A 23,835-nucleotide genomic window follows, 5' to 3' on the forward strand; every position below is an offset into this window, starting at 1 on the left:
TTAGTAAGGTACCCGCATGACCGCCCCATACGATCCGGAAGTCAGGGAAAAGGTAGTTGCCAAGCTGCCCGCGTCCCTGAGGCAGGAACTCAAGGTCCGCGCAGCCCAGTTGGGCGTGGACATCCAGGACGCCGTCACCGAGGGCATCCACGCCTGGCGCGCCGACGCTTCGGCCGCCACCCCCGTGGACACCTCAGGCTCCTCCTCCTTCTCCACCTACCTCCCCACCGGCCTGTACGGGGAGTTCAAGGACGACTGCCGTACGCGGGAGATCCCGTACAACCAGGGCGTCGCCCAGTCGATCCGCCTCTGGCTCGACACCCACCCCTCCCCCATGGGCCGCCGCCGCCCGGCCAACGAGGGCGCCCGCCGGATCGTGGTCTGCAACCAGAAGGGCGGCGTCGGCAAGAGCGCCATCAGCAACGGCGTCTCCCAGGCCCTCGCCGAGACGGGCGCCCGGGTCTGCGTCATCGACTTCGACCCGCAGGGACACCTCACCCGCCACCTCGGCGCCGAGATGCTCGGCATCAAGGAGCCCAGCCTCGCCAAGCACATGCTGGGGGAGATCGAGGGCCGCGTCCGCGACCTCCTCGTACCCATCGAGCACGGCGTCTTCGCCGGCCGCCTCTTCCTCCTGCCCTCCTGCAAGGACGCCTTCCTCCTCGACGCCCGGCTGGCCACCACCCGCCACGTCCGCACCAAGGAGACGGCGCTGGAGAAGGCCCTCGAAGAGCTGGAGAAGGAGTTCGACTACATCGTCGTCGACTGCCCGCCCAGCCTCGGCTACACCATGGACACCGCCCTCTACTACGCCCGCACCCGTGAGGGCGAGGCTCCGAAGACCTCCGGCATCGTCGTCCCCGTCCAGGCCGAGGACACCTCCGCCGACGCGTACGACATGCTCAGCGAGCAGCTCGAAGACCTCATCGACGACCTCGACATCGACATCGCGCAGCTCGGTTTCGTCGTCAACCTCTACGACAGCCGCAAGGGCTACGTCGTCACCTCCTCCCTCAACAGCTGGAAGGAGTTCGGGGACCCGCCGGTCATCACCGTCATCTCCGACCTGAAGGAGCAGCGCGAGGCCGTGCGCGTCAAGCTGCCCCTGCTGCACTACGCGCCCGACTGCGAGCAGTCCGAGGCCATGCGTGAGATCGCCCGGAGGATCGCGGCATGAGCAAGAGCGACCTCCTCGGCACCGGCGCGGCCTTCAGCAACGCCCGCCGGGCCGGCGGGCGGAGCGAGCGCGGGCGGGCCAAGGCCATCGCGCAGGGCGACGTACCGGCATACGAGCTCATCCGTGTCCCCCTCGACCAGGTCTCCCCCACCCCCCTCAACCCGCGCCGCAACTTCGGCACGGACGAGGAGAAGAGCCGGTTCGGCGAGGAGCTGCGGCAGGCGCAGCTCTCGGCCTGTGTCGCCGTCGGCCGCGAGGCCTACCTCGGCCTGTGGCCGGACCACGCGTCCCGGATCGGGGCGGCCGCGTACGTCCTCATCAACGGCGAGCGACGGTTCCGCAGTGCCGTGCACGTGGGGCTGGAGTCCCTGGACTTCGTCGTGCGCGACGACCTGGCGGCCTCCCGTGCCGACTTCATCGACCACCTCCTCGCGGAGAACCTCGAACGCGAGGACTTCGACGTCATCGAGCGGGCGCGCGGTGTGCAGCAGCTCGTCGACACCTGTGCCGAGCAGGGCCGGGAGCACGGGGCTAAGTCGCGGGCGGCGGAACGGCTGGGGAAGTCGCCGTCGTGGATCACCAACCAGCTGGTGCTGCTGGAGCTCCCGGAGGAGATCCAGGCCATGCTGAGCTCCGGGGACATGCCCGAGCGGGACGGGCGCCTGCTGGCGCGGGCGGCCAAGGACCAGCCGGGGGTGGACGCGGCCTCCCTGCTGGACCTGCTCCAGGCGAACAAGGCGCAGGAGGCCCAGGCGAAGGCGGCCCAGCGGGAGATACTGCGCGAGGCCCGTGAGTCCGCCGCCCCGGTCCCGGTCCCGGAGCCCGTACCGGTTTCCGCCCCGGTGCCTGTTCCGGCCCCGGCCCCGGCCCCCGTGGTGCAGGCCGAGCCGGTCCCGGCCGTCATGGCCGCTCCGGAGCAGACCGCCGCCCCGGAGGCCCGACTTTTGTCCGCGGACAAAAGTCGGGACCCGGAGCCGATGCCCGAGGCCGCGCCGGAAGCCCCGGCTGCGCTTGCGGTGAGCCCCACTCCCCCGCCGCCGCCGGAGGCGCACGGCACCCCGGAGCCCCAGCCCGATGTCGACCCCGAGCCCGAGCCTGAGATGGCGATCCCGCTCCAGGCGAAGGGCGCGGACGCGGCTCCGGTCTCATGGGGCGACCCCCAGGCGGTCTTCGAGGCGATCCGCCAGAACATGCCGCCGAGGCAGCGCGCCGAGCTCACCATGCTCCTGATCGACAGCAACGGCAGGACGACCGGCAGCCGCTGACCGCCGAACCCCTCCTCATGACGGCCCCGACTTTTGTCCGCGGACAAAAGTCGGGGCCGTCGTCATGCCCGTCCCTCGCCGTCCGGGGCGAACGTGCCCGACCACACCGGTACGAACGGCTCGGGCTCGGGCCTCCGGAACAGGGCCAAGGCCTCCCCCACCCGGCCGAGAGCGATGAGGTGGCCGGCCAGGCAGGCGGGGTGGTCGGCGCCGTGGGGTTCCAGGACCGCGACGGCCTCCTCGACGCGGCCGGCCCCGGCGAGCAGCTCGGCGAGGGTCCGGGCCGTCTCGCTGGGACTGCCGCCGGGTTGTGCACGTGCCAGTCCGATGGCCTCGTCGAGCCGCCCGCAGGCGGCCATGAGCCGGAGCCGTAGGGGCAGTACGAAGAACGCCCGGTCCTCCTCCGTCAGGGTGTCGAGGTGGGCCAGGCCGTCGGCGGGGCGGCCCAGGTCGGCGTACAGGGAGCACAGCCTGTCGACGACCCAGTCGTCCGTGCCGTCGGGGGAGTCCGCGAGGGTGCGCAGTGCGTCGATCGCCTCGTCGCGCCGGTTCTGCCGGGCCAGGAGCTCGGCCAGGGCCAGGGCCAGGGCCGGGCCCGGCTCCGCAGGGGGCCGGTGCAGGGGCTGCCGGTACACGGCGATGGCGCCGTTGACGTCGCCGGCCTCCTCCAGCAGTTCGGCGAGGCGCCGTGCCGCGTAGCCGTCGGGCTCGGACTCCGCGTACGTGCGCAGCTCCCCGATCCGGCCCTGCCGCGCGAGGAGGTCGGCGAGCTGGTCCCGGCTGCGGAACTGCTGGGTGTGCAGCAGGGCGATCGCCTCGTCGACCCGGCCCTGACGCTCGCGGACCGTGGCGAGCAGGCCGATGGCCGTATCGGGGCCGAGGCCCCGGCAGCACCACGGCTCGTCGCAGCGGTGCCCGACGGGGATCCGGGCGGTCAGGTGCGGGGCGATCTCCTCGTCCAGGCCCGCCCCCTCGGTGAGCTCGACGAGGGCGGAGGCGAGACCCGGGTCGTCGATCCCGCCGATCAGGAGCGGCACCGCTTCGCCCAGGCGCCCGTGCCGGGCGAGCAGGCGCGCGAGCAGCTCCAGCTTGAACCCGCCGACCCTCGCGTACGGCCGGGCCTGCGCGACCGCCTCCTCCACCCGCCCCCAGTCCTCCAGCAGCAGCACCTGCGCCTCGACGGCCGTCCACCAGCCCGTGTCCACGTACGGGGCGAGCACCTCCAGGGCCTCGTCCTGCCGTCCGCGTCCACCGACCAGCCGGGCCCACTCCAGCGCGCAGAACCATTCGCCGCGACCGGCCTGGAGCTCCACCTCCGCCTCCTGGCCCAGTTCCAGGAGCCGGGAGACCACGGGCGGAGGAACGAAGCCGGAGAAGGTCCGGGCACGGCGGTCGAGTGCTGTGGCGTCCATGACAGGGGACTCTAGCCACCGCGGAGCGGGTCCCGACTTTTGTCCGCGGACAAAAGTCGGGACCCGCTCCGCAGTGCCGGATGCGGTCGGAAGCCGACCGGCCCTACCGCTGATCTTGCACCGATGGTCCGGTGCCGACGATGCTGGGCAGATGCCGGGACAGCGGAAGAGGAAACGACAGCAGCAGGTCGAGGCGGAGCGCTACGCGGCCCGGTTCGCAGACCGCGAGGGGCGGTGGGAGGTGCTCTTCGAGACCCAGGACTCTGCGGAGTTCCGGGCGTACGTCCGGCAGCTCCGGGTATCGGAGCCGGGGCTCGACGAGTCTGCCGTACGCGTGGACACCCTGTGCGGGCGCCTGGTCCACCCGACCTCGTACCGGCTGAGCCGGTTCGTACCGGCGGAGGGCTGAGGGGGCTGACCGGGCGCCGAAGCCGCCGACTTTTGTCCGCGGACAAAAGTCGGCGGCGCTTGAGGGTGCCCCGGCCTTCAAGATCCGTAGCCGGGGCCATAGGGTGGCGCGCCATGGACATCGCAGAGACACCCGGCCTCTGGGAGTTCCTCAGCTCCCTCGCACTCGGCGAACGCCTCTCCGGCAGGGTCGCCTCCATCGAATCCTTCGGTGTGTTCGTGGCCCTCGACGACGGCCCCGCCCACCCCGTCTACCCCGGCGTCGGGTTCATCTCGTTCGCCGAGCTGGCCTGGCAGCGCTTCGAAGAGGCCACGGACATCGTCCGGGTGGGGCAGCGCGTGACGTGTGAGTTCCTCCAGTTCGACACCTGGAACGGCGAGGCCCGGCTGTCCCTGCGCGCCACCCGGCCCGACCCCTTCCAGACCTTCGCCGACGACACCCGGATCGGGCAGACCTTGCCGGGACGGGTCACCAAACTCGTTCCCTTCGGCGCCTTCGTGGAAGTCGCCGAGGGCATCGAGGGCCTGGTGCACCTGCTGGAGCTCGCCTGGACACCGGTCGAGACACCGGAGGAAGCCGTCAGGGTCGGGGACCAGGTCAGGGTCGTCGTCACGGAAGTGGACCGGCAGTACCGTCGGCTCGTCCTCTCCCGACGACGGGCACTACCGCCACAGCTCTGATCGGGGACGGGGTGGGGCGGGGGAGTGCCGGACTTTTGTCCGCGGACAAAAGTCGGGTGCCCGGGACGCCGGCGACGGCCTCGGGCGGGCCAGTGCGGCGCCCGCCTGGCGCGGGCCGTTCGCGACATTCGTACAAGACCGGCAGCTGCGGCTCCCCGCACCATCCCCCTATGAAGGACCACGACGCACAGCACGCACAGCACACACAGCACACAAAGCACGCGCAGCCGATGCACGTGGACCGCGATGGACCGCGGGACGCGCCGCCGCTCCTGCTCATCCACGGATCCGGAGCCTCGGGCGCCTCCTGGGAGCCGGTGCTCCCGGCCCTCGCCACCCGTCACCATGTCGTCCGCATCGACCTACCGGGTTGCGGCCAGTCCCCGCCCGCCACGTCCTACGACGTTCCGGCGCAGGCGGGCCGCGTGGCGGCGCTGCTCGACGAACTCGGGCTGCGCGCCGTCACCGTGGCCGGCCACTCCAGCGGCGGATACGTCGCCACCGCGCTCGCGGAGCAGCGGCCCGACCTGGTGGGTTCGCTGGCGATGATCAGCACCGGGCCGCGCCTGGACGCCCTGCTGCCCCAGCCGGCCGTCCTCCGCGCCCTGCTGGCGCCGCCGCTCGGGCCGCTGCTGTGGTGGCGGCGATCGGACGCGGTGATCCGCAGAAGCATCGGCGCCACGCTCGCCGGCCCCGTGACCCTTCCGCCCGGCCTGGTCGCCGACGTACGGAGGACCAGGTACCGGGCGTTCCGCGCGGCGCTGCGCGAGAACACCGCATACCTCGCCGAGCGGCCCGTGCCCGAGCGGCTCGCCGCCCTCGGGGTCCCGGTGCTCGTACTGTTCGGTGCCGCCGATCCGAGGTGGGATCCCGCGTCGGCGGGCCAGTACGGCATCGTGCCGGGCGTGCGGATCGAGATGCTGTCGGGCGTCGGGCACATACCCATGCTGGAAGCGCCCGAGCAAGTGGGCCGGCTGCTGCTGGACTTCGCGGCCCTTCGCGCCGGAACGCCGCCGACGGACCCGGCCTAGACTGGTGACGTGTCGTCACAGGGTGCACCACCCGAGTGGTCGGGCATCGACATTGCGGTGCCGGTGGCTCCGGACCGGCTGCCGGGCATCAGCATGGCCGGGTTCCGTCGACGTGTTCCCGGACCCGTCGACATCGCGATGGTCGCGCATCCGTCCGTCACCCTGCTCATCGATCTGAGCGACGAGGGGGGCTTGGTCTACGACGGGCAGGGCCGGTGCGGACGCGGAAGTGTCGTCATCGGCCTGGCCCCTGGGGAGCTGCGGGCGTCCGGCCGAGTGGGGGAGTGCCTGCAGATCCGGCTGCCGCCGGGTGCGGCGGCCGCGGTGCTCGGCCCGTCGGCGGGGGCCGACGGGAGCGTGGAGTCCCTGGCCGACGTATGGGGTCGTGACGCCGGGGCCGTCGAGGAGCGGCTGCGTGCAGCCGGGTCCTGGGACGAGCGGTTCGAGATGGCGGCGGACTTCGTCTGTCGGCGGATCGGGGAGGGGCCGCGGGTGGATCCGGAGGTCGCCCACGTCTGGAGGCGGACGGTCGCGGGAGGTGGCCGGGTGCGCATCGACGGCCTGGCGGACGAGGTCGGCTGGAGCCGCAAGCGGCTGTGGGCGCGGTTCCGGGCGCAGCTTGGGGTCACCCCCAAGCGGGCCGCCCAGCTGGTGCGGTTCGACCGTGTGGCCCATCTCCTCGCGGCGGGCGTCTCCGCTGCAGGCGCCGCGGCCGAGGGCGGTTACGCCGACCAGTCCCATCTGCACCGCGAGGTGAAGGCGTTCACTGGGCTCACGCCGACTGCCGTCGCGGCAGCGCCGTGGCTGGCGATCGACGACGTCGCCTGGCCGGACGCCTGGCGGGCGGGGAGGCCGGTCACTCCCTGAGGCGGGGTGTCGGGGGACTCTTGTCCGCGGGTGCCGGGCTGCTCCGAAGCCGCCGACTTTTGTCCGCGGACAAAAGTCGGCGGCTCCTTGCCGTCGCTGTCGCTGTCGCCGACGCCGTCGCCGACGAACGGCGCCGTGCACGCATCCGGTCCTCCCACCCGTCAGACGGATTCCGCCCGCATGGAGGCGAAGACCCTGCCCAGTGCCTCGTCCTGATGCCGCCCCGTCCCGTCCGTGAACGCCGGCCGGGCGCGGGTCAGGTCCTCGCGGCGCACGGGTCGCGGCGCCTGGGGGGTCAGCCTGATGATCAGCGGGGCGGCCCCCGCCTGCTCGTACGCGGCGAGTTTGTGGTGGCCGTCGAGGAGGTAGCCCACCCGGCTGTCGGGGGTGGGGAACAGGGCGACCAGCGCGGGCAGTTCGCCCCCGGCGCGGATCCGGTCCCGGTAGCGGCGGACCGTCCGGTGGTCCCGGGGCGGCCACACGTCGGTGGTCACCAGCGCGAGGTCCTCGTCGGCGTACCAGTGCTGGACCCGGAGGGCCCGCGGGTGGACCACCCGCAGGTGGTGCGGGGCGACCTCGGCCCTCAGGACGTACCGCCCGGGGGCGAGCAGCGACAGCAGCGGCCGCAGGTACTCCGGATCGGGTGGCCCGATCTGCCCGGTCCGCGGATCGTGCACGAGGCCGGGGGAGCCCAGCCAGTCGGTGAGCTCCTTGACCTCGGCGAGCCCGGGAGCGCCGGCACCCGCTCGGGCCGCCAGCCGGCCCACGCTGCCGCAGCCGTCGCCGGCTTCGAGGAACGCCGGGTCGCCGGCGAGCAGGAGCAGGCTGCCGCCCTCGTCGCCGGTCACCTCGATGACACCGTGCCCGTCGGGTACGTCGACGCACACGGAGGGGGAGGGGGCCCGTCTGATCATCCGCCGATCCTACGGGCGGCCGCGCGACGGCGGGGGAGGGGCGGCGGGCGAGGGGCGGCGCATAACCACTGCTTCTGGATGCCAGCAAGATCCTCTATTGGCCCTACGGGGTCGGCCGCCCGCAGGCTTGACCCATGCGAAGCACGACGGATCCCACCCTCAAAGTGGCCATCGCCTCCGAACGCCGCGAGCTGGCCGATGTGTTCGACGCCCTGCGGGCCGAGGACTGGAACGCCCCCAGCCTGTGCGCGGGCTGGACCGTCCGCGAGGTCGCGGCCCACATGTCCATGGGCTTCCGGCTCTCCCTCCCCGCGACCCTGGGCGAACTCCTCAAGGCCCGGGGCAGCCTCCACCGCATGACCGACCGGGTGGCCCGCCGTGACGCGGCCGCCCATTCCGCCGCCGAGCTCGGCGCCTTCCTCCGTGACCATGCCGACCACCCGTGGACCCCGCCGGTCGGCGGGCTCCCGGCGGCCCTCGGCCACGACGTGGTCCACGGCCTGGACATCACGACCGCCCTCGGGCTCGACCGCCGCGTCCCCGAGGACCGGCTGCGCGTCCTGCTCGACGGGACCCGTCCCCGGGGCCTGAAGTTCTTCGGTGTCGACCTCACCGGGGTACGGCTGTGCGCGCAGGACATGGACTGGTCCTACGGCTCCGGCACGGACCCGGTGTACGGAGCGGCCCAGGACCTCCTCCTGCTCACCTTCGGCCGCCATCTCCCGCCCGGCCACCTCCACGGCGAAGCCGCACCCCGCTTCACCACCCGCTGACGCCGGCGCGCCCGATGTCACCCCCGGAGGAGGCCCGTTCGGGATTCAGGGCGAACGCATGTCCATCATGACAGGTCAGAGCCGTTTTCCGTAGGACGGAACGCACAGTTCGCGAGGCTTGTCCGATCCGTTCCCCGCGTCCCAGAATCTCCTTCGTGCGTCATTCGGAGACAGGGGGAATGGTGACGATCGATCACGATGCGGTGCTTCGGGCCCGTGTGCTGCTGCTGGGGTCTGATTGGCCGAGTCGGGCCGAGCTGGTCGGCGCGTACCGGGTGCTGGCCGAGGTGAGTCCGAAGGCGTACGGGCCGAAGCTGGTCGACGCCCTGCTTTCGCTGGGCTACGAGACCCGGGATCCGAAGGCGGCCGTCGCGCTGGCCGGCGAGGCTTCCCGGGCCGCCCGCGGGCTGGGGGCCGGGGCGTCGAACCGGGCGGAGCAGTTGTGCCGGGCACTGGACGCCTACCAGGCGGCCCTGTTCGCCCTCGGGCGCAGGGCGGAAGGGCGCGCCGTCTGTGAGGAGCTGGCCGGAGCCGGCCGGAGCGGGCCGCTGGTGACCGTCCTGGCCGAGGAGGGCCGCTACGAGGAGGCCGCGGAGCTCGACGAGGAGGCCGCGCGGAACGGGACCACGGAGCGCAGCTTCTGGAACCGGGTGCGAAGGGCGGCGAACCTGGAAGGCGCAGGGCTGCACGATGCCGCGGCCGACGTCTTCCGCGAGCTCCTCGACGACACCCGGCGCAAGGCGGCCGAACAGAAGACCGCGCTGGCCATCCTCACCTGGGAGCTGGTCCACTTCTCCCGCATGCGGGAGGCCGTCGGGGACGGGGAGGGTGCTGCCGCCGCCCGGCGCGAGGCCCTCGGCGTCCTGGAGGAGCTCGCGACCACGGGCGAGCCGCACAACTGGAGCTGCATCCTCGACTGGTGGCGGACCCTGTTCGTCCTGTCGGGGCGGGCAGCCGAACCCGCCGCGAGCCCCGAGTCGCCGATGCCGCCGTTCGGCACGGAGGGCGGATGGTCGGGTGACGTGCGGGACGCCTTCCAGGGCATGCTGCCGGGCCTCGAAGCCGAGGCGGCGGAACTGCGCGGGGCCGGCCGGCTGCCCGAACTGGTCGACGTCCGGCGCAGGATCGGCATCCGCGCGGCCGTCCGCGACGGAGGTCACCCCTACCGGTTCGAGGAGCGGCTCACCCCGTACTTCGACGAGGGCGTGACGCTCGCCCGCGGCCTGTCCGACGACCCCGTACGCCTCGCCCGCGCCCTCACGGACCGGTCGATGTTCTTCGCCGCCGCGCGGTCGTTCGAGGCCGCGCACGCCGACTACGCCGAGGCGTTCGCGCTCCTCCACGACAGCTGACCCTGCCGCCCGGGTCGGGGGCGGCGGGCGAAATCGAGGGGCCCGCCCCGCGATGCGCATGACACGATGCGCCCATGCCGCCCCTGACCCCCCACGACGACTACGCCGTCGTCGCGATGTACTCGGTAGCCGATGAAGCCTGGCACCTGGAACTGGAGCACGTTGCCGTGCAACACCACCTGGCGACCGCGGTCGTCCCCGACGAGGACCCCGCCAGGGAGCCGACGGTGCGCTTCCACACCGCCGGAGGGCGCGCGGAGGTTCCGTGCGAGGTGCTGCGCTGGTTCGTGGACCAGGTCGATGCGGAGATCCGCGACTCCCGTGCCTGGATGCAGCTGGGGCCCGAACTCGTCGAGGTCATCCGGCGGTTGCGGCAGGAGTACGGGGGTGCCATCGACGACGAGGACTTCCCGCAGGTCCTGGCCGAGCTGCGCGCCACGCTCCCGGAAGCGGACCTCCCCGCCGTCCTGGCAGCCGCCTTCGGGTGCGAGCCCGACGGAGCCGCGGAGGATGCCCGTGCAGGCGGGAACTGACCCCGGGACGACCTCGCGGACACCGCCGCGGCTGACCCCGGAGGCAGCCGAGGCTCTTCAGCGCATGCTTCCGGCCGAGATCGGGCCGGGGCTCGATGCGCGGGAACTCGACGCGGTCGAGGCACGGTTCGGCTTCGCCTTCTCGGCGGACCACCGGGTCTTCCTCGGAGCAGGGCTGCCGCACGGATCGCCGATGTGGCCCGATTGGCGGAACGGCGACCCGGAGGACCTGGCTTCGCGGCTCGCCCGGCCGGCGGAGGGAGTCCTCTTCGACGTGGAGCACGGCGGCTTCTGGCATCCCGACTGGGGTCCGAAGCCCGCAGGGACGTACGACGCGCTGCGGATCGCCCGGTCCGCGTTGTCGACCGTCCCTCGGCTGGTGCCCGTCTACGGCCACCGCTACCTGCCCGGCACGGCGGGGGAGTGGGGGCATCCCGTGCTGTCCGTCCACCAGACCGACATCATCTTTTACGGGAACGACCTCGCCGACTACGTCCGGCGGGAGTTCACCGGCCGGTCGAGTACCTTCCCGCCCCGCTCGACGGTCGGCTTCTGGTCGTACTTCGTCAACGGAGGTCCGGGCATCGACGTCACCGCGCCCACCCCGCACACACCCGGCGCGGGCACCACGGCGGAGGCCGTCGCGTACGTGCGGATGCTGGCGCTGGAACGCCTGATCGGCCGGCGGCACCATCCGTACCAGCTGGTCGAGGCAGGGCTGATGGCACTCGTCCTGGACGTGGAGACGGAGTCCCTGCCCCTCCTCGCCGGGCTTGCGCGCAGCGAGTACGAAGCCGCCGAGGTGCTCTTCGAGCAGGTGCTGGGCGAGCTGGAGCTGACGGAGGGCCTTCCCGCCGACGACACCGCCGTCCCCTGGGAGGTGGCGCGCTGGGAACTCGTGCGCTGGTGGCTCCGGCTGATCGTGAACGGCAGCATGGCGCCGGGTGCCGGAGGTGACGTGATCACCTACGAAGGGTGGGGTCCGCTGGGCCGGCCGAGGGCGCTCCAGCGGCTGGTCGACAGCGTCGACGCCTACAACGGCCGCGAGGCCGTGCGGAGCGGCGCGGACGAGCAGTTGACGGGAGCCATCGTCGCGGAGGCCCAGCGGCTGCTCGCCGGCCCCTGGCCGCCGTCGGGTACGGGTGGTCAGCCGCCGTCGACGTAGGCGCGGGCCGCCACCATCACGTCGCGCCGCCGGCCGTCGGCGATGCACTGGGCCGGGGCCTCGTCCTCCAGTTGCGGGTTCATCCCGATCATCCAGGCGCGGGCCGTGTGGAGGCTTTCGGCGTCTTGGATGAGCTGGAAGACCTGGAGCGCGGCGCGGAGGCGTTCCTCGGCTTCGGGGCGGGGGACGGTGCTGCCCGAGGCCCACTTGCCGACCTGCTTGGGGTCGCTGATGTTGGCGATCCGAGCGGTCAGGCGTTGCCCGAGGTTCTCCTGGAGGAAGCGGGCGATCTCGCTGATGCCCATGCGTACGGAGGCCGCGTGGGCCCGCTCGGCACTGGCGACGCTCTTCGCGACGGCGACAGGGGACGTGGTGGTGTCAGAAGGCATGATCGGGTCTCCCTCGTTGCCCTGACTGCGCGCCCGTTCGGCGGCGGGTCGCGTGCTCAGGCGACGGGTGTAGGTGTGTGCGCCCGCGAGACCCGGCTGTCGCGTGCTGCCGCGGGGGCAGACGGAGGGGACGCTCGGATTCGGCGAGCTGCGAACGCTTCGTGCGGTGTTCCCGACCCGCCGGGAAGCGTCTACCGGGGCGGGCGGTGGGCGGAGTGGGCCGGCCGGCTAGCGGTCGGCGTTCACCATCGATGTATTCCGGTCCACGGGGAGGATCCGGCACACGGGTGACCGGGTGGTGCCGCGATCGGCGGCCTGGGCCCGATGGCCAAGGGCGCTTTGACGGTGCAACCGGTGTCACTCATGAGTCCCCCACATGATCCAGGTTGGTCGATGTACTGCTTAGGTTACCCATTATCACCTTCCAACTCCACCTCTTAGGCAGAATCCGCCGTGTTGTCGACGGACGGTCAACTTCTGGGTTTCGGTGCGGACTTCACCTCTGAACTGGGGGGATGGACTGCAGGTGGGGGAGGGTGAGTGGTCTGGGGGAGGGGGGAAGGAGGGGTGATTCCGTTCTTTCGGAGGATGTGGATGGGGTGGTTTTCGAGGTGGGTTTTCCGGTGGGGTTCGGGTGGGTGGGTGGGTGGGCTGGGGTCGCCCGCCTACCCACCCGGCCGGCCGTCAGAGCATCGTCAGCCCGTACTCCTCCGCCACCCGCAGCAGGGCGTCCGACTGGGGGAAGATGAAGGTGGACTCCTCCTGCGTCAGCGCCACGTCGTTGAACACCGCCCAGCACTGGCGCATGCCGAAGCGGGAACGGTAGGCGATGCCGTGGATGAGGCGTTCCTGCCCTCCGGGGCCGGTGCGCTGGGTGATGGCCCATGCCGAGATCTGCCGGGTGATCCGGCGGTTGAAGCCCTGGACGTGCTCCGTGGTGAGCCGGTCCACGCCCTGCCCGGCCAGGGTGTGCCGGAGTTCGCGGGAGAGCGTGGCGAGGGTGCGTTCGTCGTCCACGTCGAGGAAGCGGGCCTCCCGGGGCGGCCGCAGGCGGACCAGGATGTGGCTGGTGGTCCAGTCCCGGGGGATCTTCCCGGGGGTCATGAAGGCCGGCTCCTGCCAGTCGTCCGCGATGACCTCCCGCATGGTGGGGTGCACGCGGAAGGGGGCTAAGGCCTCGGCGAAGCAGCCGTCGTGCTCGGAGGCGCAGTAGAGGGTGCCGTAACTGACCAGGCTCCAGCGGTTCCCGCCCGTCCGGGCGTGGTCCTCCTGGCTGATCGTTTCGAACTTGACCGGCTCCTTGTGCTTTCCCAGGCGCCAGATGCCCTGGGCCGGCGCGGGGACGAGGGCGACGTCCGGCTGTGCGGTGTCCGGGCTCATGCGGGCGCTCTCCTTGCTCCGGCCGCCCTCCACGGGTCGCGGGCCGGTGATGCTCATGGTTCTCCGGCGGCCGGGGCCCGCGGGGTGCGGGCAGTCCGGCCGCCGGGAAAGCCGGTCTCTTGGTGGTGCGGGTGCGGGTGCGGGTGCGGGTGCGGTGGCTCGTGTGATGAGCGGGTCATGTGCGGAACGCGTCCGCCGTGCCGGCGTACCGGTCCGTGACACGTGCCGAACGATCATTTTGGTGCCCGGGTACGACCGAAGCGACCGGGTTGCGGTGGCCGACGGGGGCGCACGAGGGAACACGGGGGGCGCATGCGGCGGGAATCAGGCCCCGCCGGCCCGGCACCGGGCGAGGTCGACCTCCACCACGGCGGCTCCGGCGTCCCCCGTCAAGGAGAGCACGACGCGCCCCCCGCCCTCCGCCGCCGGGTCCTCCGGATGGGCGGAGACACCGCGTACGGGGCTCCCCGCGGCCAGCAGCAGCCGGCACCTCCCCGTGGCCGCGTCCCACACCCGGACGGTGCCGTCCGCCGAGCCGGAGGCGACGAAGCTGCCGAGGCCGCCACCCGCGTTCCACGCGGCCAGGGCGTGGACGGCCGCCGTGTGCCCGGTCAGCGGGCGGCCCAGCGGACGGCGCTCGCGCAGGTCCCACAGCCGCACCGTGCCCGTGTCGCCGCCACTGGCCAGCAGCGGCGGAAGCCCGCCGTCCGGGCAGGGGTTGACGGCGACGGAGTGCAGCAGGCCCTGGTCGCAGCGCAGGGGAGCGCCCAGCGGGCCGTGTTCCGGGTCCCACAGCCGTACGGTGCCGTCGGACCCGGCCGAGGCGAACCAGGCGCCGGAGGGAGCGGAGGGAGAGGATGCGGGGGACGGGGCGGCCGCCACCGCCAGGACCCGCAGGTCGTGCCCGGTCCACTTGCCGAGCGGGCCCGGGGCGTCCAGGTCCCACAGCCGCACCGTCTCGTCGTCCCCGCCGCTCAGCAGCAGGTGCCGGCCGTCCGCGGTGGTGCAGGCGGCGAGGGCGCGGACGGGGAGGAAATGCCCTTCGAGGACGTCCGGCAGGGCCTCCCGGGTCCCCGCGTCCCAGAGCCGGATGCCGTGGTCGTCGTACCCGGCCGACATCAGCACGCGCCCCTCCCGCCGCCGGGCCCAGGCCAGCGCGGTGGGGGGCCGGCTGGTGTCGATCCGCGCGACCGCGTCCCCCGTGCCGACGTCCCGCACCTCGACGTACGGGTGGCCGCCGCTGAGGGCGAACCACGACGGGCCGCGCGGGCCCACCGGCCCCTCCGCCAGCAGTGCACCGCCCGTCGGGGCCGGTCCGGCCGGTGTCCGCGCGGTGGCCACCGCGCGCTCCAGGGCCTCCCGGTCCCACAGGCGCAGGGTGCCGTCGCCGGAGGCGGAGGCGAGCAGCTCCGCGTCGCCGCCGGCGGACGCGTCCGGGACCGGGACCGTGAGCGGGGCGAGGGCCGTCACGGCGGCGGTGTGCCCGCTCAGCAGCCCCGGCGGCTCCTTCGCGGCGGTGTCCCACCGGGACGTGTCCCAGACGGCGATGCGGCTGCCGGTCCCGGCCGCGAGCAGGTGCCGCCGGCCCGGCGCCGCCCGGTCGGCCGGGTCCGCCCGGCCCTCCAGGGCGAGCGCGGCCAGGGCGGTCACCGCCCCGCCGGCGCCGGTGAGGGTGGCGAGCGGCCCGCCGGTGTCCCAGACGGTGACGCTCCCGTCCGCGTGGCCGGCCGCGACCGTGCCGGGCCGCGTGGTAGGGGCGAGCACCAGGACGTCGGCCGGGGACTCGAAGCGGGCGACCTCCGTCCCGGTCTCCGGATCCCGGAACACCAGTTGTGCGTCGTCGGCGACCGCCAGCAGCGGCCGTCCGGCGGGGTCCTCCACCACCGCCAGCGCGGTCACGGCCGTACGCGGGGTGTCCCCGGGCAGGGTGAACAGGTCCAGTGCGCCCATCCGTTCGTTCCACCGGACCACCACCCCGTTCCCGTCGACGCAGACCACCGCGAGTTCGTGCCCGCCGTCGCGGTACGCGCACACGTCGGCGATCCAGACCCCGCCGGGCGCACGGAACCGGTCGAGGCGGTGCCCCGTCACCGGGTCCCACAGGCGCAGGGTGCCGTCCGTGCTGCCGGACACCAGCAGCGGCGACTGTGCCGGCCGCGGCGCGAGGAGCAGGCGGCGTACGGAGCCCTCGTGCGCGGCGATCGGCTCGCGGACCGCCGTTCCCTCGACCGCGTCGATCAGTTCGATCCCGCCGCGGTCGTCGCCGGCCGCGAGGGCGGGACGCCCGTCCGGTGCCGGAACCGCCGCCAGGGAGCGCACGGGGGTGCGGAGGGCCGCCAGGACGTTCACCGGCGGCGCCCACCGGGACCACAGCACCGCCAGCGGTGACGTGTTCCCCGGCGTACGCGGGCGCGGGAGCCCGGGGTGGCGCAGCGCGGTGTGCGCCAGGTGCAGGCTGGCCAGCCGCGAGGGGTGGTCGGCCCGGTGCAGGTACGGCTCCACCGCCGCCCACGCCTCCAGCCACAGCCGGCCCTCCTGCCCCCGTCCGGGCCCGAGCAGGCCGCGGACCGGGCTGCCGGTCAGCCACGGCAGCACCTCGGCCGGGACGTGCGCGTCGTCCAGCACCCCGCCGAGGCGGGCGTGGCGCGCGAGGTGGCGCCGCACGTACGGGTGCGGGGCGGTGCCGTCGGCGCCGCCCGCGGTGTGCGGGGCGGCCAGGTCGGCGAGCGCCCGCGCGATGCGGGCGTGCACGGCGGCGTCGCCCTCGTCCGCACCCCCCGGCGCCGAACCTCCTCCCTCGTCCGCCGCGTCCACCCCACGAGCCCCGTCCGTCCCCTCGGCAGGGTCGTCCTGACCGTCCGTCATCCCCATCCCCCCAACCGGCGCCCGTACCCCCGCGGGCCGGGCGCGCAGGACCGCGGCCAGCCGGTCGTGCGCCGGCCGGTACACCCGCTGGTCCTCTTCGACGTCACGGGTGAGATACCCAGCGAGACGGCCTTCCAGCAGTACCCGGATCCTGGCGTCGGCGTCCTCCACCGGGCGCCCCGCGACGGCGGCCGCCACGGCCGGCCACACCTCGCCCCAGGCCATGCCCCGGCCCTGCGCGAAGGCCGTCGCCCGCAGCAGCGCCAGCGCCTCGTCCACGGCCAGGCCGTCCTCCGCCGCCCGCTCCAGATCGTCCTCCAGCAGTCCCGCCGTGCCCTCGCCCAGCCGCTCCAGCCAGCCGGCGTCCGCCAGCAGCCGCGGCCCCCCGGCGCGCAGTTGGTGCGCCGCCACGCGTGCGTCGAGGAAGGACCGCCCGGCCGCCCCGGCCACCGTCCGCGACACCTCGGCCAGGTCGTGCCCGGCCCAGTGGCCCTCCCCGTCCAGCAGGGCCCGTACGTACCCCGCGACGTCCGCGGCCATGTCCTCGCCGTCGGTGCGCAGCACGGCCGCCGCGGGGAACGCCCCCCGCAGCCGCCCCAGCAGGTCCACGTCCGCCCCGTCGCCCCCGTCCTCCCGGCCGTCGCTGCTGCGGACGGCGACGACCAGCCGCACCCCCCGCCGTACGGGCAGCGCCGGTCCGGCGGCGGCCGGGTGCGCGAGGTGCCCGGCCAGCGGCACCAGCACCTGGTGCACCAGGGCCGCCGGGTCGGTCGCCTCGTCCAGGGCGTCGACGACGACCGTCACCATCGGCCCGGGGGAGCGGAGGAACCCCCGCAGCCCCAGCTGCCAGCGGCTCAGGTGGTCCCTGCCCGCGGGGTCCGGGGCGGCCCCCAGCTTCCGCGCGATGACCTGCAACAGCCCCAGCGGCTCACGGTGGTGCGCGGTGACCGCGATGGTCACCGCACCCTCGTCCGGGACGGTGTGCGGCGGGCAGTGGCCGACGGCGGCCGCGTACAGCTCCGAGGCCCTGAACCGGGCGTCGCTCAGGGTCACCGCACGGCCGAGGATGGCCGACTTCCCGCTGGCGGTGATGCCGGTGACGACCAGGACCCCGGGCGCACCTGTCAGGAAGGAGACCACCGCGGTGTTCAGTTCCCTGCGGCCGGAGAAGTACCAGCCCGGGTCGTCGGCTCCGGTGCGGCCGCTGGCCTTCTCCAGCCAGTAGCCCAGTTCCTCCGGGCTCGCCGCCACCTCCTGCCGGCTCTCCTCCACCGCCGCCCGCTCCGGCCGGTGGCCCGGGTTCGGCAGGGCCGCGGTGGGGACGTGCGCCTTGCCGCCCAGCAGCGAGCGGCAGTCCAGGGACAGGCTCCGGCCCCGTTCCCCGCCGATCGCCCGCGCCGCCTGGTAGAGGGCGCGGCCGAACTCCTCCATCGTCAGGTGCGGGCGGGTGATCCCGCCGGCCGTGCGCAGCCACTCGTGGGCCCGGCGCAGGACGAGCGCGAACTCCCCGGCCATCACCTGCCGCTTGGGCGCCGCCGTGGTCAGCACGTTCAGCGTGGCGCCGGCCGTCCGTCCGCCGTCCATGCTCTCCACGAGCTCCAGCAGCTCCGGTCCGAGGGCGGCGGACTCGCACATGTTCACGATGACCAGCACGTCCCGGGCGTGCGAGTCGAGGGCGGCGATCACGATCTCCGTCGTACGCAGCCCGGTGGCCAGCAGCCGCCCGGTGTCGGTGCCGTGCAGGACCGTGAAGTGCCGGCCCGCGCCCCCGGTCAGGCCGTGGCCCGTCACGTACAGCACCACGGGGACGTCCGGCTCCACCTCACGGATCCCGCTCGTGTCCAGGAAGAGCTCCACGTCACGACGGCTCGTCACGGGGCCGCCGGGCGCCACCCGGTCGAAGCCGGGTCCCTCCGGCGGCAGACCCTCCCACCACAGGGACACGGCCGCCAGCTGCGCACCGACGGCCTGCCGCAGCGCCTCGGTCCCGTCCTCCACGGGCAGCACGAACAGGGCCCCGGCGGACGGACCTCGCACCGCCTGCGCCGTCTCCGCAGCCTCCACCGCTCGTTCGTCGCCGGCTAAGCCGATCTCGCCCCGCTGCCCGTCCACGGTCCCTATTCTTCACCGACATGGACAAGCACCGGCAGCACGGCCAGGACGACGCCTTACCCGACCACGTCACCCAGGACGCGGTGGTCGTCGTACCCGGGATCATGGGCAGCACCCTGCACGACACGACGACGGGCAAGGACGTCTGGGGCATCGGCGGCGCCTCCTGGCTGCTGAAGGCCTGGACCCTGCCCTCGGGGCTGAAGTCCCTGACCATGACCGAGGACGAACTGGAGGGCAGGACCGGCCGGATCAAGGCCACCGGCCTCCTCCGGCACTCCGTCTGGACCCCGTACCTCGCCGGCAGCGAGCCGTACACCGACCTGGTCGACACGGTGCGCACCAGCGTCGCCGACGACGCCGCGATCCTGGAGTTCGCGTACGACTGGCGGCTCCCGGTCGCCGTCAACGGCCGTCTGCTGGCCGACGCGGCGCGCACCCACCTGACCGCGTGGCGCCGCCATCCTGCCCACGCCGAGGCGCGCGGGCACCGCGTCGACCAGCGGGAGGGCCGGCTGGTCTTCGTCGCCCACTCCATGGGCGGGCTCGTCACCCGCGCGGCCCTCGACCCCGCCCACGACGGCGACCTCCAGGGGGACACCCGCGGCGTCATCACCCTCGGCACGCCCTTCCGGGGCTCGGTCAAGGCCGCCGTCATCCTCGCCACCGGCCGCGGCACGCCCGTACCGCTCCCGCACCGCAGGCTCCGGGCCATGTGCGCCACCATGCCCGGCCTGCACGACCTGCTGCCGCAGTACCGGAGCGTGCGCGCGGGGGACGACGTACGCCACCTCACGCCGAGCGACGTCGCCGGCATCGGCGGCAGCGCGGAACTGGCCCGGAACGCGGCCCGGTTCCACCACGCGCAGCAGGCGATCACCCTGCCGGGGCACCGTTCGGTCGTCGGCGTCAACCAGCCCACCTGGCAGAACCTGACGATCAGCGGCGGCGAGGTCGAGCCGCACCCCGACGGTCCCCGCCAGAACTCCGACGGCAGCCTCGTGCGCGACCGGCAGGACCGCGTCCGCTGGTTCCGGGTGCACGGGGACGGCACCGTCTACAAGGAGTCGGCGGTCCTCACCGACACCGTCACCCACCTGCCCCTGCAGCACGGGGAGGTGGCCCGGGCGAGGACCGCCCTCGACGCCGTCACCGAGATCGTCCGGGACGACGTCAACCCGGGCCCGCCCCTGGGCGAGGCCGGCTGCGGCCTGACCGCCCCGGACCTGGTGGAGGCGGGCCGCCCCTGGAAGCTCCGGCTCACGGACGTGGCCGCCCTGCCGGGCCTGTCCTGCCGCCTGACCGACCTCGACGACCCGTCCCGCCCGATGCACCTCACCCCGGTCTGGGAGGACGGCACCGCCACCGCCACGGCGACCGCCCCGGCCCCGGGCCTGTACCGCATCGACGTCCGCACCCCGGACGGCTTCACCATCACCCAGCTGGTCATGGCGGCCGACCCGGCCGGGCCGCGGGCGGAAGCGGAGGACTGACGCGGGCCCGGGGAGCGCGCCTCAGCCGTCCCGGCCCTGCCAGGTGGTCACGCAGGCCTCGTTGCCCTCCGCGTCGGCGAGCACCCAGAAGGCGGGGGCACGCGCCGCGGAGAGGAGGCGGCCGCCGGCCGCCAGGGCGGCCTCGACGCGGCGGGGCGCCTCGTCGTGGGGGACGCAGACGTCGAAGTGGATGCGGTTGCGCTGCGGGCGGGCCCGGTCCATCTGCTGGAACCAGATCGCAGGGCCCTGCCCGACGGGGTCGACGAGCGGGTCCTGCGGCCCTTCGGCGCCCGCCTCGTCGGCGTAGCCCAGCACCGCCTTCCAGAACGGCCGGATCCCGGCGATGTGCAGCGCGTCGATCGCGACCTCCAGGAGCTGGACCGAGCGCGGTGCGCCCGTCGCGATCTCGGGCTGCGGCACCGGCGGTCCGCTCCCGCCGACGGCGACGGCTCCGACGGCGGCGGTGATCAGGCGCGCCAGTTCGGTGTCCCGGGTGGTGACGGCCGCGCGGTCCAGCGACTGCAGGGTGAGCACGAGCCGCTCGGGGCGGGCGTCGACCCGCAGGTGCCGGTCGGCGTCGTCGCCGCACACCGCGACGGCCTCCGCCGCCAGGGCGACCGCCCCGGCCAGCGAGTCGACCGGGACGGACGTCCGCAGGGCGCCCAGCAAGTAGCGCCAGCCGTGGTCGTGGACGGCCTCCGAGGCCTCACGACGGCTCAGTACCCGTTCCATGCCCGCATCCTCGCAGCTCACGGGCGGGCCCGTCCGGCGGATGGCCTAGGCCCGTCGGCAGCACGCCCCGCGCTCCGGACCGCCCCACAGGTCCCGGTCCCGACCACGGTGGTGTGGACGTCCCTGCGGGTGCAGCGAGAACGCGCGAGCTGGCGTCGCTGCCTTCACCGGGCGCTCGCCGCGCACCAGGACGTCGCCCCCGTCAGACGCATCGACCCGACGATTGCGCACCGGGTCCAGGTGTCGGCGAACCCGGGAACCACGTGAGGGCAGAGCGCCTCAGTCGGCTTGGGGCACCCAGGAGGCAGCGTGTGTCGCGGCGGTGCGGCCGCACGTCCAGGCTACGGCCACGCCAGAGACGGCCACGGCGATGAGCCCGGCGCCGAGCAGGCCTGTGGACATCCAGCCGCCCTTGCCCAGGTTGATCATCAAGCCGCCCAGCAGGGCCGCCGCTGCCGCCCCAACGGCTCCGACGGCCATCAGGGGCAGGGCGAGGTTGTACAGGGCGACCCGCTGGTAGAAGCGCCGTCCGGTCTGGAAAACGGCCAGCGGGCCGAGAGCCTGCGACTGCTCGATGAACACTCCTGCGGCTCCGAGGGCGCCCGCAGCGGCCAGCGCCGCGATGCCGAGGAGCCCGACGTCCAGCAGCCACCGCACCTGTGCCGCCTGGGCTGTCGATCCCAGGTACCAGGACTGGCCCGGCTGCTCGGTCATCGGGCCGATCAGGTTCCGGTACGCGGCCCGCTCGACCGCCTCCACGCCCGCCGGGCCGTCGCGGTTGATGACGAGGAACCCGAACAGGGCTTTGTCCCCCTCGACGGGTGCGGCGCACGCGCACACCGTTACCGGCGGAGCGGGCAGGACGTCCCTCGCGCCGAACGTTTCCCGGCCCAGCGGCGACAGCCCGTTGAACGCGCGCTCAGCGATCACCGGCTCGGACGGGCAGGCGCTGACGGCGCCGAGTGCGGCCAAGGCGCGGCAGGTGCCGGTGAGTCGCAGTCCGGCTCTGCTCGGGTCGGGTGAGTAGCGCACCACCTGGTCGGCGCCGACGGCTGCTACGAAGCCGTCGGCGGTGGCGGGGACGTTACGGGCCCGGACCTGGATCAACACTCCGTCTGCGGCGTTGTGGCGGGCCCGGGCGGCTTCGGCGGGGCCGGCGAACTGGGTGGTGATGACCTGCCCGATGACGATGACGCCGAGGCCGACGACGAGGGCGGCGCTGAGCCGGGCCAGCGCCTGCGGCCGGGCCGCGAGCCACCGCCCGGCCACGATCCGCGCCGCGTCCCCGCTCCTGCCGCCGCTGCGGGCGAGCCGCGCACCGATGAGACGGGCCAGCCGGGCCGTGGCGTACGGGAGCACAATGAGCGCGGCCATGGCTCCGACCGCGAAGGCGACCTTTCCCGCGGTATGCCGGTACTCCGAGCCCCAGGCGGCCACCGTCAGGGCGCAGACGAACACCACCGCCGGCCATCGACCGCCTCCGGCTGCGCCCGGGCGGGCCACGGCCGTGCCGCCGCGCCGGCGGCGGACGAGGCATCCGGCCACGCTCACCCCGAGCAGCACGGTGAACGTCGCGGCCGCGCACAGCGGAAGCCACACCAGGGCCGCTCGCAGGTCCTCGGCCCACACGCGATAGCCGGTGAACGGCAGCACCAGCGAGGTCACCGAGACGGTCAGCGCGACCACGGACCCGCCCAGGGATCCCCAGCCGAGCGGCCGGGCGGCCTCCGCCGCAGCGACCACGGCCCGGCCCCGTACCGGGATGCCCAACGCGTCGAGGAGCAGCAGGCGTCGTTCGCGCACTTCCGAGCGGCTGCGGGCCGCCACGAGGATGAGGGCCACCACGGGCACGCCGGCGATCAGAGCCACGATCAGGTCGAGCTCGGCGATACCCCGGTCGAACTGGTGGGAGTTCACGAAGAACATGTGGTGCTGCCGGTTGCCGAATCCGGAGATGAAGGAGGTGGGTTCGTCGACCTCCTTGAAGAAGCCGTCCAATGCCGGGTTGATGTACGCCACCAACTCGGCACCGTCGGCCAGACCAGTAGGAGAGATCAAGCCGGCCGGGCGCCCGTACCGCTCCGGAGCGACCTCGGCGAGGGCGGGCGACAGGAAGGACTCGCCTGGCCCGGGCCAGCGCGGGAGGCCCGGTGGCGGGTCGATCGCAGAGGTCAGGGGTCTCACGTAGACCACGGAGACCACGCGCTCGCCCACGGCATCCGGACGTTCCCACCAACGCGCCTTGGCCGAGTCGGCGGCCACCGGGACCGGGTTGCGGGCGGTCATGCGCGCGTCACGCCGGTCGTGAACGGTGTGGGAGGCCACCACACCCCAAACGGTGACCAGCGCGAGCAGCGCGGCGAGCACGAGCGCTGCGCGGTGCGCGGATCCGCCCCGCGTACGGGCCATGCGGAAGCCCAGCGCCCAGAGGAGACGTGTGCCGGTGGTGTGTGCGTGCTTCACCGGACGCTCTCCAGCTTTCCGTCGGCAAGGATCAGCACGGTGTCGCCGCGCTCGGCGACCGCGGGGGCGTGGGTGACGACCACGAGTGCGCACCGGCGCTGTGCCGGCAGGGCGAAGAGCAGTTCGGCGACGGCCTGGGTGGCTTTGCCGTCCAGGGCTCCGGTCGGTTCGTCGGCGAGGACCACGTCCGGGGAGCCGATGAGTGCTCTGGCTACGGCAAGGCGTTGCCTCTCGCCGCCGGACAGGGTGGCGGTGGGGGACGTACGCAGACCCGCGAGCCCGAGTTCCCCGAGTAGTTCCTCGGCCCGCACGTACACCTCGTGGGGGCGCGCCGGGGACATGAGGCCGGGCAGGGCGACGTTCTCCAGCGCCGTCAGTTCGGGTATCAGCTCGCCGAACTGGTAGACCATTCCGATGTGGGCCAGTCGCAGGGCGGCACGCCGGGAGGGGGAGGCGGTGGTGATGTCGTGGCCCGCCACGGTGATCGTCCCGGCGGCAGGGAGGGTGATTCCGGCGAGGCAGTTCAGCAAGCTGGACTTGCCGCATCCGCTGGGCCCCGTGATGGCCACGCTCGTGCCGGGCGGCACCTCGAGGTCCAGGTCGTCGAGGATGCTCCGGCCGGTCACCTGGTAGCGCAGGCCCCGTGCGGACAGGGCTGAGGCGGAGGCGACGGCGGCGGGGACGGGTGAGGACACGGCTTCTCCTTACGAGTGCCGGTTGCGGAAGCACAGATCACGTGGCTGCTACGGGCACGTACATGACGATCACCGATGGGTGATTTCCGTGATCAGAGCGGGACGGCCCCCGGGCAGGCCGTGCGCAA

General features: G+C 73.8%; 19 protein-coding genes. 11 read left to right on the top strand and 8 right to left on the bottom strand.

Features of this window, described 5'->3' with window-relative positions; translation table 11 throughout:
* The first annotated feature begins 16 nt into the window (after positions 1-16).
* Positions 17-1,177: a ParA family protein gene (locus ACIPW5_RS05090; protein WP_401240521.1), complete on the top strand. Its 1,161-nt coding sequence runs from the start codon at positions 17-19 to the stop codon at positions 1,175-1,177.
* Positions 1,174-2,442: a ParB/RepB/Spo0J family partition protein gene (locus ACIPW5_RS05095; protein WP_401240522.1), complete on the top strand. Its 1,269-nt coding sequence runs from the start codon at positions 1,174-1,176 to the stop codon at positions 2,440-2,442. The genes ACIPW5_RS05090 and ACIPW5_RS05095 overlap by 4 nt, the downstream gene beginning before the upstream one ends.
* 62 nt (positions 2,443-2,504) lie before the next feature.
* Here ACIPW5_RS05095 and ACIPW5_RS05100 read toward each other — a convergent pair whose 3' ends face one another.
* A complete protein-coding gene (locus tag ACIPW5_RS05100) occupies positions 2,505-3,854 on the bottom strand; it encodes a tetratricopeptide repeat protein (protein WP_401240525.1) in 1,350 nt (449 codons plus the stop codon).
* 151 nt (positions 3,855-4,005) lie between these two features.
* Here ACIPW5_RS05100 and ACIPW5_RS05105 point away from each other — a divergent pair, with 151 nt between their 5' ends.
* The 4 genes from ACIPW5_RS05105 (at position 4,006) to ACIPW5_RS05120 (ending at position 6,841) form a co-directional block, all read left to right on the top strand.
* Positions 4,006-4,263, top strand: a complete 258-nt coding sequence (locus ACIPW5_RS05105; RefSeq protein ID WP_401240527.1) for a hypothetical protein — start codon at positions 4,006-4,008, stop codon at positions 4,261-4,263.
* Between the two features lie 113 nt (positions 4,264-4,376).
* Complete coding sequence (locus tag ACIPW5_RS05110; protein ID WP_401240530.1) at positions 4,377-4,943, top strand: S1 RNA-binding domain-containing protein; 567 nt, start codon at positions 4,377-4,379, stop codon at positions 4,941-4,943.
* Positions 4,944-5,113: 170 nt separating this feature from the next.
* Positions 5,114-5,974 carry an alpha/beta fold hydrolase gene (locus tag ACIPW5_RS05115; RefSeq protein WP_401240533.1) on the top strand — a complete coding sequence of 287 codons (861 nt, stop codon included), beginning with the start codon at positions 5,114-5,116 and terminating at the stop codon, positions 5,972-5,974.
* A 9-nt stretch (positions 5,975-5,983) separates the two neighbouring features.
* On the top strand, positions 5,984-6,841 hold the full coding sequence (locus tag ACIPW5_RS05120; protein ID WP_401240535.1) for a helix-turn-helix domain-containing protein: 858 nt from the start codon (positions 5,984-5,986) through the stop codon (positions 6,839-6,841).
* A 161-nt stretch (positions 6,842-7,002) separates the two neighbouring features.
* Here ACIPW5_RS05120 and ACIPW5_RS05125 read toward each other — a convergent pair whose 3' ends face one another.
* Entirely contained in the window at positions 7,003-7,755 is a 753-nt protein-coding gene (locus tag ACIPW5_RS05125; protein WP_401240538.1) for a hypothetical protein, read from the bottom strand.
* A gap of 134 nt (positions 7,756-7,889) precedes the next feature.
* Between ACIPW5_RS05125 and ACIPW5_RS05130 the strand changes: the two genes are divergently transcribed.
* The 4 genes from ACIPW5_RS05130 to ACIPW5_RS05145 all read left to right on the top strand — a co-directional run bounded on the left by ACIPW5_RS05130 (position 7,890) and on the right by ACIPW5_RS05145 (position 11,578).
* On the top strand, positions 7,890-8,528 hold the full coding sequence (locus tag ACIPW5_RS05130) for a maleylpyruvate isomerase family mycothiol-dependent enzyme (protein ID WP_401240540.1): 639 nt from the start codon (positions 7,890-7,892) through the stop codon (positions 8,526-8,528).
* Between the two features lie 179 nt (positions 8,529-8,707).
* Complete coding sequence (locus ACIPW5_RS05135; RefSeq protein ID WP_401240543.1) at positions 8,708-9,880, top strand: hypothetical protein; 1,173 nt, start codon at positions 8,708-8,710, stop codon at positions 9,878-9,880.
* A gap of 74 nt (positions 9,881-9,954) precedes the next feature.
* Positions 9,955-10,413 (top strand): hypothetical protein, encoded by a 459-nt coding sequence (locus ACIPW5_RS05140; RefSeq protein ID WP_401240546.1) that lies wholly within the window; start codon positions 9,955-9,957, stop codon positions 10,411-10,413.
* Positions 10,414-10,477: 64 nt separating this feature from the next.
* Entirely contained in the window at positions 10,478-11,578 is a 1,101-nt protein-coding gene (locus ACIPW5_RS05145) for a hypothetical protein (protein ID WP_401240549.1), read from the top strand.
* On the opposite strand, the gene ACIPW5_RS05150 is transcribed toward ACIPW5_RS05145, so the two are convergent.
* From ACIPW5_RS05150 to ACIPW5_RS05160, 3 genes are all read right to left on the bottom strand, one after another.
* Complete coding sequence (locus tag ACIPW5_RS05150) at positions 11,560-11,967, bottom strand: XRE family transcriptional regulator (protein WP_401240551.1); 408 nt, start codon at positions 11,965-11,967, stop codon at positions 11,560-11,562. The genes ACIPW5_RS05145 and ACIPW5_RS05150 overlap by 19 nt on opposite strands.
* Before the next feature lie 684 nt (positions 11,968-12,651).
* A complete protein-coding gene (locus tag ACIPW5_RS05155) occupies positions 12,652-13,347 on the bottom strand; it encodes an RES family NAD+ phosphorylase (protein ID WP_401240554.1) in 696 nt (231 codons plus the stop codon).
* Between the two features lie 324 nt (positions 13,348-13,671).
* Positions 13,672-18,324 carry a hypothetical protein gene (locus tag ACIPW5_RS05160; protein WP_401240557.1) on the bottom strand — a complete coding sequence of 1,551 codons (4,653 nt, stop codon included), beginning with the start codon at positions 18,322-18,324 and terminating at the stop codon, positions 13,672-13,674.
* Between the two features lie 20 nt (positions 18,325-18,344).
* Here ACIPW5_RS05160 and ACIPW5_RS05165 point away from each other — a divergent pair, with 20 nt between their 5' ends.
* Positions 18,345-19,817: a hypothetical protein gene (locus ACIPW5_RS05165; protein WP_401240559.1), complete on the top strand. Its 1,473-nt coding sequence runs from the start codon at positions 18,345-18,347 to the stop codon at positions 19,815-19,817.
* A gap of 21 nt (positions 19,818-19,838) precedes the next feature.
* Here the strand turns inward: ACIPW5_RS05165 and ACIPW5_RS05170 are convergent, their stop codons facing one another.
* From ACIPW5_RS05170 to ACIPW5_RS05180, 3 genes are all read right to left on the bottom strand, one after another.
* Positions 19,839-20,549 (bottom strand): VOC family protein, encoded by a 711-nt coding sequence (locus ACIPW5_RS05170; RefSeq protein WP_401240560.1) that lies wholly within the window; start codon positions 20,547-20,549, stop codon positions 19,839-19,841.
* Between the two features lie 279 nt (positions 20,550-20,828).
* Positions 20,829-23,012: a hypothetical protein gene (locus tag ACIPW5_RS05175; RefSeq protein ID WP_401240562.1), complete on the bottom strand. Its 2,184-nt coding sequence runs from the start codon at positions 23,010-23,012 to the stop codon at positions 20,829-20,831.
* On the bottom strand, positions 23,009-23,707 hold the full coding sequence (locus ACIPW5_RS05180) for an ABC transporter ATP-binding protein (RefSeq protein ID WP_401240565.1): 699 nt from the start codon (positions 23,705-23,707) through the stop codon (positions 23,009-23,011). The genes ACIPW5_RS05175 and ACIPW5_RS05180 overlap by 4 nt, the downstream gene beginning before the upstream one ends.
* Positions 23,708-23,835 lie beyond the last annotated feature (128 nt).

The organism is Streptomyces sp. NPDC090077, assembly GCF_044747545.1.
In the GTDB taxonomy this organism is placed as follows: Bacteria; Actinomycetota; Actinomycetes; order Streptomycetales; family Streptomycetaceae; genus Streptomyces.